Origin of the sequence: Mycolicibacterium wolinskyi str. Jessa 2025 (genome assembly GCF_049241375.1) — a bacterium.
GTDB lineage: Bacteria > Actinomycetota > Actinomycetes > Mycobacteriales > Mycobacteriaceae > Mycobacterium > Mycobacterium wolinskyi.
On sequence record NZ_CP185960.1, the window covers coordinates 2,446,031 to 2,458,176 of the forward strand.

At 68.0% G+C, this 12,146-nt stretch carries 12 protein-coding genes; 6 read left to right on the top strand and 6 right to left on the bottom strand.

The features are described 5' to 3' along the window. Window positions 1-29: 29 nt before the first annotated feature. From ACOI2T_RS12150 to ACOI2T_RS12160, 3 genes are read left to right on the top strand one after another with little or no spacing between them, the layout of a single operon-like run. Window positions 30-773, top strand: a complete 744-nt coding sequence (locus ACOI2T_RS12150) for a hypothetical protein (RefSeq protein ID WP_409501400.1) — start codon at window positions 30-32, stop codon at window positions 771-773. Between the two features lie 31 nt (window positions 774-804). After that, a complete protein-coding gene (locus ACOI2T_RS12155) occupies window positions 805-1,788 on the top strand; it encodes a zinc-dependent alcohol dehydrogenase family protein (RefSeq protein ID WP_409501401.1) in 984 nt (327 codons plus the stop codon). A 28-nt stretch (window positions 1,789-1,816) separates the two neighbouring features. Further along, window positions 1,817-2,737, top strand: coding sequence for an NmrA family NAD(P)-binding protein (locus ACOI2T_RS12160; RefSeq protein WP_409501402.1), 921 nt, complete (start codon window positions 1,817-1,819; stop codon window positions 2,735-2,737). Between the two features lie 119 nt (window positions 2,738-2,856). Here ACOI2T_RS12160 and ACOI2T_RS12165 read toward each other — a convergent pair whose 3' ends face one another. Together ACOI2T_RS12165 and ACOI2T_RS12170 are read right to left on the bottom strand one after the other, a co-directional pair. Then, on the bottom strand, window positions 2,857-3,633 hold the full coding sequence (locus ACOI2T_RS12165; RefSeq protein WP_409501403.1) for a TIM barrel protein: 777 nt from the start codon (window positions 3,631-3,633) through the stop codon (window positions 2,857-2,859). Next, window positions 3,630-4,604, bottom strand: a complete 975-nt coding sequence (locus tag ACOI2T_RS12170; RefSeq protein ID WP_409501404.1) for a Gfo/Idh/MocA family oxidoreductase — start codon at window positions 4,602-4,604, stop codon at window positions 3,630-3,632. Before ACOI2T_RS12170 ends, ACOI2T_RS12165 begins: the two co-directional genes overlap by 4 nt. Before the next feature lie 99 nt (window positions 4,605-4,703). On the opposite strand from ACOI2T_RS12170, the gene ACOI2T_RS12175 reads away from it, so the two are divergent. Further along, on the top strand, window positions 4,704-5,687 hold the full coding sequence (locus tag ACOI2T_RS12175; RefSeq protein ID WP_409501405.1) for a LacI family DNA-binding transcriptional regulator: 984 nt from the start codon (window positions 4,704-4,706) through the stop codon (window positions 5,685-5,687). A gap of 12 nt (window positions 5,688-5,699) precedes the next feature. Here the strand turns inward: ACOI2T_RS12175 and ACOI2T_RS12180 are convergent, their stop codons facing one another. From ACOI2T_RS12180 to ACOI2T_RS12195, 4 genes are read right to left on the bottom strand one after another with little or no spacing between them, the layout of a single operon-like run. Further along, window positions 5,700-6,692: a Gfo/Idh/MocA family protein gene (locus tag ACOI2T_RS12180; protein ID WP_409501886.1), complete on the bottom strand. Its 993-nt coding sequence runs from the start codon at window positions 6,690-6,692 to the stop codon at window positions 5,700-5,702. A gap of 17 nt (window positions 6,693-6,709) precedes the next feature. Further along, entirely contained in the window at window positions 6,710-7,570 is an 861-nt protein-coding gene (locus tag ACOI2T_RS12185; RefSeq protein WP_409501887.1) for a sugar phosphate isomerase/epimerase family protein, read from the bottom strand. A gap of 38 nt (window positions 7,571-7,608) precedes the next feature. Further along, window positions 7,609-8,616: a Gfo/Idh/MocA family protein gene (locus tag ACOI2T_RS12190; protein ID WP_409501406.1), complete on the bottom strand. Its 1,008-nt coding sequence runs from the start codon at window positions 8,614-8,616 to the stop codon at window positions 7,609-7,611. Further along, window positions 8,613-9,773, bottom strand: a complete 1,161-nt coding sequence (locus ACOI2T_RS12195) for a phytanoyl-CoA dioxygenase family protein (protein WP_409501407.1) — start codon at window positions 9,771-9,773, stop codon at window positions 8,613-8,615. The genes ACOI2T_RS12190 and ACOI2T_RS12195 overlap by 4 nt, the downstream gene beginning before the upstream one ends. A gap of 153 nt (window positions 9,774-9,926) precedes the next feature. Here ACOI2T_RS12195 and ACOI2T_RS12200 point away from each other — a divergent pair, with 153 nt between their 5' ends. Together ACOI2T_RS12200 and ACOI2T_RS12205 are read left to right on the top strand one after the other, a co-directional pair. After that, window positions 9,927-10,931: a LacI family DNA-binding transcriptional regulator gene (locus tag ACOI2T_RS12200; protein WP_067847233.1), complete on the top strand. Its 1,005-nt coding sequence runs from the start codon at window positions 9,927-9,929 to the stop codon at window positions 10,929-10,931. A 133-nt stretch (window positions 10,932-11,064) separates the two neighbouring features. After that, complete coding sequence (locus tag ACOI2T_RS12205; protein ID WP_409501888.1) at window positions 11,065-11,889, top strand: PfkB family carbohydrate kinase; 825 nt, start codon at window positions 11,065-11,067, stop codon at window positions 11,887-11,889. Window positions 11,890-12,146: the final 257 nt, after the last annotated feature.

Consider the following 12,146-nt stretch of genomic DNA (forward strand, 5'->3'; position numbering starts at 1 on the left):
CACGGGGTACACCGGCACCGGGAGGCACCATGGCACTGCTCGACGACATCGTGAATGCGGCTGGCGGACTGGACCGTTGGCGGGCCGGCCGACAGGTGCTGGGCACGTTGGAGAGCAGCGGCTCGTTGTTCGAGATCAAAAAGACGCCCGGCCGGTCGAAGCGGAAGTTCGCCGTCGCCATGCGCGAGGTCTGGGCGGCGGTGTGGCCGGCTGGTGACACGTCGCATGTCGTATTCACCGCGGACGGCACCGCGCTGGTCGCCGAGGACGGCACCGTGCTGGCCCGGCGGCACAACGTGCGGGATACCTTTGCCGGGCACATCCTCGAAAGCCCGTGGAATCCGTTGCAGCGCGCGTACTTCAGCGGATACGCGCTGTGGAACTACCTGAATCTGCCGTTCCTGCTGACGCTGCCCGGGGTGCACACGTACGCCATCGAGCCGATCGGCACCGGTAACCGGCGCCTCGTCGGCCTCGGCGCCACCTTGCCCGCCGGCCTGCCCAGCCACTGCCGGCGCCAGCAGTTCTACTTCGGCCCGGATCTGCTGCTGGCCCGGCACGGTTACCACCTCGACATCGCGGGCCGGATCCCCGTGAACCAGTACGTCGAGGACCACGTCGACGTGGACGGACTGAAGGTCCCGGCGACGCGGCGAGCCTACCTACGCGATGACCGGTGGCAACCACGGTCGCAGCTGCCGCTGGTGTCACTGCGCTTCACCGACCTGCGTGTGACTTCCCGTGAGGCGGCTACCGCGGTGCGAAATCCCTGACAACCCACTCGCTCTACTCGCAGGAGGACCCGTGCAGCATCTCGTACTGACCGAATTCGGAGATCCCCAGGAGTCCGTTCAGCTGGTCGACGGCGCAGATCCGGCCCCGGGCCCGGGGGACGTCGTGGTGCGGATGGAAGCCGCGGCCATTAATCCCTCGGATCTGTTGTTGATCGAGGGACGCTACCTGGCGCGCCCCGCGTTACCGGCCACCGTCGGTGCCGAGGGTGTCGGCATCATCGAAGCCGCGGGGCCTTGTGCGGACGACGCTCTCGTCGGCAGGCGGGTCGTCGTCCTGCCCACCTTCAAGTACGGCACGTGGTCGCAGAAAGTGGTTGCCGCCCATGACGATGTCGTCGTGGTGCCGGGAGACGACCCCGTGCAGTTGGCGATGTTGTCCATCAACCCGGTGACCGCCCACCTGTTACTGGAGCGGATCACCACCCTCGGCATCGGGGACTGGGTGGGGCAGACCGCCGCCAACTCGGCGGTCGGGCTGCACGTGATCACGCTGGCCAGGCGGCGCGGCATCAAGACGCTCAATGTCGTTCGGCGTGCCGACGCCGTCGACGACATCCGCCGCGCCGGTGCAGATGTCGTGTTGGTCAGCGGACCGGACCTCGCGGCAGAGATCACCAGCGCACTGGGCGAGGAGAAACTGCGACTGGTTCTCGACCCACTGGGTGGTCCGGCCGCGGCCCCGCTGACCTCCGCGTTGGATTTCGGCGGGTCCGTCGTCAGCTACGGCACCCTGACCGGTGCGCCGCAGGGTTTGACGTCGGCCGACCTGTTCCAGCGCGAACTCCGCCACACCGGGTTCTGGCTCGGCAATTGGTACTTCCGGGCACCGGCCCGCGAAATCCGCGCCGTGTTGGGTCATTTGGCCATTCTGATGGCCGACGGCCTACTCCACGTACCGGTCGAAGCGACCTACCGGCTGGACGACCACCGCAAGGCCTTCGAGCACGCTCAGACGACACAACGCGGCGGGAAAGTCCTGTTCACGTTCGACTGAGTCAGCACCACCACGAGAGGAACACATCTTGACCAACCCGATCCTCATCACGGGCGCCACCGGACGTCACGGTAACACCGGGGAATACCTGGTACGCCGCCTCCGCGAGGCGGGCCACCCGGTACGGATCCTGGCGCGCCGGCGCAGCGAGCGAACCGAGCGGCTCGCGGCGCTCGGTGCCGAGATCGCGGTGGGCGACCTGCATGATCGCCGCACCCTGGTGCTTGCCCTCGCCGATGTCGAACTGACCTACTTCACCTATCCGATCGACGCCGGCGTGGTGAGCGCGGCGTCGAATTATGCTGCCGCCGTGCGGGAAGTGGGCCGCTCACCGCGCACCGTGGTGATGTCGATGGGACCCGCACATCCGGACAGCCCCTCCGATCTCGGGCGTGCCCAGTGGTTGGCCGAGCAAGTCCTGGACTGGGCGGGCCTCGATCTGCTGATCCTGCGGGTCGCGGCCTTGTTCCACGAGAACCTGCTTATCCTGCACAGTCACTGGGTGCGTGAGCACGGAGTCATCCGCAACTCGTTCGGCCCGGGGAAGATCGCGTGGATCAGCGCCGGTGACGCCGCGGAACTGGCGCTGGCCGCCCTGCTGCACCCCGAACGTTTCCCCGACACCGTGTACTTCGCGAAAGGCTCCGAGGAGTACAGCCACGTCGAGATCGCCGATCTGCTCACCGAATCCTCGGCAGGCACGATCCGCTACGAGCCGATCAGCCGGGAGCAGTGGCGCGATGATCTGCTGGCCCTGTCCCGCTCCGCGGATGCCGAAGCGGTCAACGCCGCGATGGCGCAGCACATTTCGGCGGTCGGCCAGATGGTGGCCCAGAGCGGCCGGACGCTCCCGGCCGACCCGGACGCCCTGCGTGCGCTCACCGGTCGGGAGCCGGCGACCATGCGGGAGTTCCTGCTGAGCAATCGGGAGGCGTTCGCGACGAACTAGCGCACCGGCAAGCCCAGGGCGGTACTGAGCGTTGCGGCGAGCGTGCGTGTTCGTACGTCAATTTTGGCGTATCGGGCAAACAGACCCGCACGCTCGCGGTGTTGGTGACCTCGCCGGGGCTAGGTGACCGAAAAGGCCGCGCGGAACGCTTCGAGGGCGGCGACGCTGTCGCCCGCAGCGTAGGCCTCCATGCCGATGGTTCCGGTATAGCCGCTGTCGCGCAACGCTTTTGCCACGGCGGGGTAGTGGATTTCGCCGGTGCCCGGCTCACACCGGCCAGGTACGTCGGCGACCTGGATCTCGCCGATGGCCTGCCCCGCGCGGTGCACGAGATCGACCAGATTGCCCTCGCCGATCTGGGCGTGATAGAGGTCCAGCATCATCTTGACGTTGGGGTGCCCGACCGCTTCGACGAGTGCGAGCGTGTCCTTGGCGCGGGCGAGCGGGACACCGGGGTGGTCGACGATAGTGTTGAGGTTCTCCAGGCAGAACGTGACGCCTGCTGCGGCGCCGAGTTCGCCGAGGGCTTCGAGCCCGCGCAGCGCCGACAACCACATCTCGCCGGTGGCGCGGTACCGCGGCCGGGCGGCCTGGCCGTCGACGAGTTCTCCGGGGTGCACGACGAGTCGCGGAACCCCGAGAACCGCCGCGGCTTTGACGGCTTGCCCGGCGGTGCGCACCACTTCGCGTGAGCCGGCGGGATCGTAGAGATCGCCGTGCAGATAGCCGGTCATCGACGAGAAGCGTGCGCCCGTGGCGGCCAGGGCGTTGAGGTCCTTGTCGTGAAAGCTCCAGATCTCGACCGCGAAACCGAGTTCGTCGATGCGCCGGGCCCGGTCGACGATGTCGAGGTCGGTGAACACCATCTCCGAACAGACGGCGAGTTGGAAGGTCATCGGCGCACCGCTCCGGCGAGCGCGACCGGGGCGCCGGTCCGTACCGATTCTGCGGCGGCCAACGCTATTTCGAGTGCGACGCGGGCGTCGTGCCCGGTCACCGAAGGGGTGGTTCCGGTCCGGATGCTGTCGACGAAATGGGCGAACTGTGCGACGTAGGCGTCGGCGAACAACTCGGTGTTGAGCCGCCCGGCCTGCTCGGGAGCCCGGCCGGCGAGCAGCACACCGTCGGAGCCGAAGATCTCACCCCGCACGTCGTAGCCGTAGACCGCTTGGAAGCTGGCCTCGGCGGTGCCGAATGCGCCGTTGTCGAACCGCAGTTGGACCACCGAGGTGTCCAGGAAGCCGGCTTCGGCGAACTGCGGGTGAATCAGTGCGGCGGCCTGCGCGTAGACCTCGGTGACCCGCGCACCGGGGTTGAGCCAGCACAGCGTGTCGAAATCGTGGATCAGGGTCTCGTTGAAGATCGTCCACGGCTTCACGCGTGCGGCCACCTCGGCCGAGATCCCCGGATCGCGAGTCAAAGACCGCAGAAGCTGCGGCGTGCCGATGGTCCCCGCGGCGATCGCGTCGTGCGCGGCGGCGAAGTCGGCGGCGAATCGACGATTGAACCCGACCTGCAGGGCGACGCCCGCGTCGGCCGCGGCGGCGATGGCTCGGTCCGCGTCCTCGAGCGTGAGCGCCATGGGTTTCTCGCAGAACACGTGCTTGCCGGCCTGCGCGGCCGCGACGACGAGGTCGGTGTGGGTGGCCGCGGGCGAGCTGATCGCCACGGCCTGCACCGCGGGATCACCGATGAGTTCCAGCGGGTCTGCGTAGGCGCGGGGCGCACCGATGGATTGTGCCGCTTCGATATTCGGATCTGCGACCGCCACCAGGCAGGCATCCGGAACTCGTCGGACCAGGGATTCGGCATGGAAGCGGCCGATCCATCCCGTGCCGATGAGACCGAACCGCAGCTGATCCGCCATGAGGACTCCCGTTTCTTCTAGAACGTTCTAGAAGAAAAGTAAAGCCGTCGGGCGCAGACTTCGTCAAGACGAATTCCTAGAACGTTCTAGAATGGCGCCATGCGGGACCGGCCGACCCTCCACGACGTGGCGCAGCGGGCAGGAGTTTCGCGCGCCCTGGTGTCCATCGTGATGCGTGACGCCCCCGGTGCCAGCGAGGCCACCCGCGAGCGAGTCCGTCGGGCCGCCGACGAAATCGGTTACCGGCCCGATCCCCGTGCGCGCATGCTGCGCTCAGCGCGCACCAACCTGCTCGGCGTGGTCTTCACCGCGAGCCAGGAATTCCACGCCGGTTTGGTCGACGGCGTCTACCGTGCGGCCGAATTGCGTGGCTATGACGTCCTGCTGAGTTGCGTGACGCCGCACCACGGTGAACGGCAGGCCGTACGTACCCTTCTCGACAACCGCGTCGAGGCGCTGGTGCTGATCGGCCCCGAACTGCCCACAGGCGCACTGATCGAACTCGACACCCGGCTGCCGGTCGTTACGGTGGCACGCAAGCTCCGCGGTGTCGACGCCGTCCGCAGCGACGACGCGGTCGGTGCCGGACTCGCGGTCGACCACCTGGCTGGGCTCGGCCATCGCACGATCACTTATCTCGACGGCGGCCGAGCCGCTGGCGCCGCGGAACGCCGCAAGGGACTTCGCAAGGCCGCCGACGCCGCAGGCGTGGCCGCGGCCATCGCCGCCGGCGGCATCACCGAACGCGAAGGCGCAGCCGCCGCCACTGCGTTGCTCGCCACCGAATCAGCGCTGCCCACCGCGGTGTTCGCGTTCAACGACCGCTGCGCGCTCGGGTTCATCGACGTCGCGATCCGGGCCGGCGTGCGAGTGCCGTCCGACGTGTCGGTGGTCGGATTCGACGACAGTCCGCTGGCCGGCCTCGCCCACGTCGATCTCACCACCGTCGGACAGGACAGCGCGCAGCTCGCAGAACTGGCGGTCGGGCGTGCCGTCGAGCGCATCGACGGCACCGGCTCCCGGGTCGATCTCGTGTGCGAGCCCAAGTTGGTGGTGCGAGGCTCGACGGCGGCCCCCAGGTGAGACCGCGGTGAGTCACCGCGGCGGCAACCCTGCCGCACGGTAGGCCGCATCGACATACGCCATGTTCGCGACCGCGTCGGCCAGGCCGAACGGCAGCGGTGCCCCATGCTGTACGTGGTCGGCGAACGCCTGCAGTTGATAGGTGTAGCTGGCGCGGGTGCCCAGGCGCTCGACCCGGGTTCCTGCCGCCGAACGGACAGTCAATCGATCGTCGTCGTTGGGTCGGATGAAGTCGTGGACCAACGCGTCCCCGTCAGTTCCGGCGATGTGGATGGTGAACGAATAGTCTTCGGCCACCATCGAATTGGCGCTCAGCCCCGTACACCCACCGGGAAACGCGAGGTCGACGTCACAGGACGCGTCGACCCCAGGCGTCCGCTCCTCGGCACGCGCCCGCACGACGGACGGTTCTCCGCCCAGCCCGTCGATGTCGCGTCGGCCCAGTGCCCGCATGACGTGCATGCCGTAGCAGCCGAGGTCCATGAGCGCGCCGCCGGCGAGATCCAGCGACCAGCGAGGATCGTCATCGGCGGGACAGGGCATGGCCATCCGAACCTCGACGTGCGTGAGCGTGCCGAGTTCGCCGCTTTCCGCCAGGGCGAACGCGCGTTGGGTGACCGGATGGAAGTAATAGTGAAATCCCTCGAACACGGTGACGCCGGCGGTTTCCGCCGCCTGGGCGACGGTGGCTGCCTCGGACCTGTTGCGTGCGAACGGCTTCTCGCTGAGAACAGGCTTGCCGGCGGTAACGGCAGCTGCGTTCCAAGGCGCGTGCAGGGCGTTGGCCAGCGGGTTGTAGACGACATCCACCTCGGGGTCCTCGATCACCTCGGCGTAGGAGCCGAGCACGCGTTCCACCCCGTACTTCTCGGCGAACGCCGCAGCCCGCCGCGGATCGCGGGCAGCCACGGCCACCAGGCGGTGCCCGAGTTCCTGCGCGGGCCCGACGATCGCCTTCTCGGCGATGCGGGATGCGCCGAGCACGCCGATGCGAAGGCCCGTCATGCGCTCGCAAGCTTCGGTCATGCGCTGACGGACTTCAGATAAGCCACGCTCGCGACCACGTCGCGCACCGGCCCCTCGTCTGTCGGCTCGGCTTGCAGAATCGTGTCCTGCTCCAGCACGAACCAGCCGTCGAAGCCGTTGTCCCGCAAGACCGAGACGATCCCGGCGATGTCGACGTCGCCGGTGCCCAACGGGGTGTACATGCCGGCCCGCACCGCATCGGTGTAGGTGAGTTCACCGGCCTGGACGCGCGCCGCCAGCGCGGTGTCCACATCCTTGAGGTGCGTGTGCTTGATGCGGTGCGGCACGGCCTTCGCCAACTCGAGCGGATCGGTGCCACCGATCAACAGGTGACCGGTGTCCAGGCACAGCGGGATCGACGATCCGGCCAGCACCCGATCCACATCCGACCGCGTCTCGACCATGGTGCCGACATGCGGGTGCAGCACCGCAAGCAATCCGGCCTCGGCGGCGATACGCGACAGCCGGTCGAGATTCGCCAGCAGCGTGGCCCATTGGTCGGCGTCGAGTTCGGGACGCGAATCGTAACCGTCGGACCCGGTGGCCGCGGCCAGCACGACCACACCGGCGCCCGCCGCCCGCAGCGATGCCAGCGGGCCCTCGACGTCGCGCGCCGGATCGTGGTTCGCGTCGTGCAAGACCACCGGGACGAACCCGCCGACACACGAGAGGGATTGCGCGTCAAGCACTTCGGTGAGCTCGGCAGGGTCGGCGGGCAGGAACCCGTCCGGCCCGAGTTCGGTCGCGGTCAGCCCCGCACCGCGCATCTCGGTCAGCACCCGGTCGCGGTGCAGCTGGTAACCCCAGCCGGGTACCTCGCACACCCCCCAGGAAATGGGCGCCCCGGCAATGTTGATTCCCCGGTCGCTTCGCTCCTGCCCGCCGATCTTGATGGTCACGAGTTCCGGACCTCCTCGATGCGCACCGGCGTACCCCGGCGCAGTGATTCCGTGGCTGCCTCGGCGAGCCAGGCCACCTCGACCGCATCGGCCACGGTGGCTCCGGGGATCGCCTCGCCCTTGACCACCGAAACGAACGCGGCGAGCTCGGTGCGGAACGCCTCGGTGAACCGGTCCATGAAGAAGTGGTGATACGGCCCGGCCGGAAAATCGTTGCGCGGGTCCATGTTCTGCATCGGTGCGCCTTGGTCCCAGCCGGCGACGACCGTGTCGTTGAAGCCGTGCACCTCCAGGCGGCAGTCGTAACCCCGCGCGTTGTAGCGCGCTGCCGAGACGATGCCCAGCGTGCCACCGTCGAATTTCACGACCACCGCTGCGGTGTCGACATCGCCGTACTCGGCGAATCGTGGGTTGCCCTGCACGGTCCCGGTGGCATAGACCTCCACGGCGTTCTGCCCGGTGATCCACCGCAGCACGTCGAAATCGTGGACGGCGCAATCGCGGAAGATCCCGCCCGAGCCCTTGATGTAGTCCATCGGTGGGGGAGCGGGGTCCATCGTCGTGCTCCGTACCGTGTGCAGGTGCCCGAGTGAGCCGGAGTCCACCGCACGCTTGGCCGCGGCGAACGCGGCGTCGAACCGGCGCTGGTAGCCAACCTGGACAGGTACCCCGGAGCCCGCGATCACCTCGGCGACATGCGCGCTCTCGGCGGCCGTCGACGCGATGGGCTTCTCGCAGAACGTGGGCAGGCCCCGGCCGACCGCAGCCAGCGTCAGCTCGGCGTGGGCCGGGGTGGCGGCCGCGACCACCACGCCGTCGATGCCGGAGTCCAGCAGGTCCTCGACCGAATCCGCCGGTTTCGCACCGTGTTTGGCCGCGACCGCGGCCACCACGTCAGCGCGCTCGTCGGCGACCACGAGACCGTCGATGCCGTCGAGGCCACTGAGCGTGTCGACGTGGAAGGCGCCGATGCGCCCGAGTCCGATCACACCGAGCGTGGTCATGGGATTCTCCGTTCGTTCTGCTGGTCCAGGATGGTGTCGAGTTCGGCGGGCGCGATCGCGTCGGCGAGCGCGGCCAGCACGGTGTCGACCTGGCTTGGCGGTGCGAGACTGCCGGTGGGTTGATCGCTGTCGAGATTGGTCGGGAACGCATAGCCCTCGGCGGTGGCATTGACGACATTCGCCAGATCCCGCTCCGGACGCCCGGCCGCCTTCAACGCCAACAGTTCGGGATAGACGGCACGGATCATCGCTGTGCGATCCAGTGATTCCATCGCCCTGCCGAACGGCGAGGAGATCTGCAGCAGATTGGCCATCCGCCGGATATCGGTCGATGTGTTGGCGCCCGCCCCGTGGTAGAGGGCCGGATTGAAGAACACCGCGTCGCCCTTGCGCAACGGAATCTGCACCTGGTGTGCGGCGAAGAACTCGATGAACTCGGGCCGGTAGAACGCGATGTAGCCACCGGTGAACGTCTGTGAGTACGGCAGCAGCATGGTCGGGCCGCTCTCCAGCGGCATGTCGCAGTGGGCGACGGCGCCCTGCAGTGTCAGTGCGGGCGACAGCCGGTGCATGTGCGCCGGATAGTCCGCGAGCTGATCCGGTGTCACGAAACCGAGGTGGTAATCGCGATGCGGAACCTGCGCCGCGCCACCGGGATTGACGACGTTGACCTGAGAGGTCACCTGATAGCGCGGGCCCAGCCAGGCTTGTGAGACCAGCGCCAGCACGTCGTTGGCGTAGTACTCGGCGTACACCCTCGGGTCGTGCATGGCCAGCTTCTGTGCGGCGTTCCAGATGCGGTCATTGGCGCCCGCCTTGCCGAAGTGGTCACCGGCCGCACCGCCTTTGGCATGTTGCGCCTCGATCAGGGCGGTGAAGGCCGCGCCGGCCCGGTCGATCACGTCGCTCTCGAAGGCGCCTTCGAACACCACGACGCCGGGCCCGCCGGCGAGAGCGGCGATGAGCTCGGCCTGCAGGGCACGACGGTCTGCATCGGCGAGGCTTTGCGCTGCGTACACCGGCACATTGGCCCGGACGGCGACGGCATGCGGATAGTCCGCGGGATCGGTTCGGCGTGAGACGGACTCGCGAAAGTCGTCGAGGCTGCAGTCGGAGTCCTCGATCCAGGCGCGGTGCGCTGTGCCCAGTGAAGTCATGGCTGAAAGTCTTGCTGTGCGGTGTGCCACAATCAACCGCAAAAAGCCATCAAAAACCCATCACCATCCTTGCGCGAACAGACGCGTCGGTACCCCGGAATGCGCTTACCCGGGACCCCAGCGTCTGCTCGCCGGAAAAGGGGGCACACCCACATGGCGCACCGATACAAGGTTCGCGAGATCGCCCAGCAGTGCGGCTTGAGCGAGGCGACCGTCGACCGGGTGCTCAACAACCGGCCCGGGGTGCGGGAGAACACCCGCGACGAGGTGCGCCAGGCGATCGCGGATCTGGACAAGCAGCGGGCGCAGTTGCGGCTCAACGGCCGTCGTTACCTGATCGACGTGGTGATGCAGACGCCGCAGCGGTTCTCTGACGCGTTCCGCGCGGCTGTCGAAGCCGAGCTGCCGGCGTTTGCACCGGCCATGTTGCGGGCACGGTTCCACCTGTGGGAATCCGGGTCCACCGCACAGATGGTCGACACCTTGACGCGCATCCGCAGCAGCCACGGCGTGGTGCTCAAGGCAGCCGACGAGCCCGAGGTGGCCGAGGCGGTCGACCATCTTGTCGCGTCGGGCGTGCCGGTGGTGACGTACGCGACCGACATCCCCACGAGTTCGCGGTGTGCGTACGTCGGCATCGACAACCACGGTGCCGGGGTGACGGCGGCCTACCTGATCGAGCAGTGGCTCGGGCCTGCGCCGTCGGGGGTCCTGATCACCGTGAGCCGCACGGTCTTCCGGGGCGAGGGCGAGCGCGAGGTGGGGTTTCGGTCGGGCCTGCGGGCTTCCGGGCGCCCCGTCGTCGAGGTGACCGACAGCGACGGTATCGACGCAACCAACGAAGGGCTCGTCCTCGACGCCCTGCAGCGCCATCCGTCGGTGGAGGCCGTCTATTCGCCCGGCGGTGGCAACCTGGCCACCGTTTCGGCGTTCGACAAGCTCGGTCGGACCTGCAAGGTCTTCGTCGCCCACGACCTCGACGCCGACAACCGCAGACTGCTGCGCGACGGCAGGATCTCGGTGGTGCTGCACAACGACCTGCGCGCCGACGCACGGCTCGCGATGCGCTTGATCCTGCAGCAACACGGTGCACTACCAGCCGAAACCGTCCGTCCGGCGCCCATTCAGGTGATCACCCCCTACAACCTGCCCGCGTGACTACCTCGACGCGCTCGCAGCTTCTCCAGCTACCATTTCGCCCCACGGCCACATGGGTATGTGTGGACCGCCGCCAGACTGTGACCGAATACGACCGGGGGACTCATTCATGCCGCGAGAGCTAGTCCCGGGCGTGACCGTGCTCGGCAACCTGGCGATCGACATCATCAACGGGGCCGAGCCGAGCCCCGGTGGTTGCGCATCGTTTGCGGGTGTCGCGCTGCAAGCCGCCGGTGGCGCGGGGCGGATCGTGGCGATGGGTGCCGAGGACGACCATGCGCTGTTCGATCCGCTGCTTGAGCGGTTCGGGTCGCTGGTCCAGATCCTGCCGTCCGGCGTGACGAGTTCGTTCAGCCTCGATTACGACGACACCGACCATCGCCATATGGGGGTCGAGGCGATCGGTCCGGTGTGGACCCCCGACGACATCGACGCCGCCGATCCCGTCACGACGTGGGTGCACCTCGCTCCGTTGCTGCGAACGGATTTTCCGGCCGACACCCTCGCGGCGCTGGCCGCCCGCGGGCACCGCGTCGCATACGACGGGCAGGGCCTGGTGCGGGCCGACCGGCTTGGGCCGCTCGTCGAAGACCGGCATTTTCCCGCCGAACTCCTCGCCCATCTGGACATCCTCAAGCTCGCCGAGGACGAGGCCGTCATCGTCGCCGACGGCCCCTTCGACGCATCGACCGCGCAGCGCCTCGGCGTGCCCGAGATCCTGGTGACCTACGGATCCGAGGGCTGCGACATCTACGTGGACGGCACGGTACTGCGGGTCCCGGCCGCCTGGCGGGTGCTCGGCGTGCAGACGACGGGCGCGGGCGACATGTTCACCGCTTGCTACGTCGCGCACCGGGCCGCCGGGGCCGATCCGCGCCGCGCCGCGGAATCGGCCAGCGCACTGGTAGCCCACGAGTTGGACAAGCGCGTACACGTCGGCTCGGCCGATCGCGTGTAATCGCAGGTGGCACGGTCAAACTCGACAGGTGTCAAGTTTGATCCGACGGTGCTAGCCGCGGGCTACTGGCGGGTAGCCTTTTCCTTAGAGAATGACATTCTCCTAAACGTGACGAAAACCACACTTGTGTCTCAAACCGGCCGCCTTCACGTCAGTGAACAGCGCCTTCGGTGACGACTCGCCCGCGTGTCAAGCCCCACCGCGGTGAAGTGGAGCCTAAGAACAGTGCAATAATCGGTACTGGTAGTGACATCAAA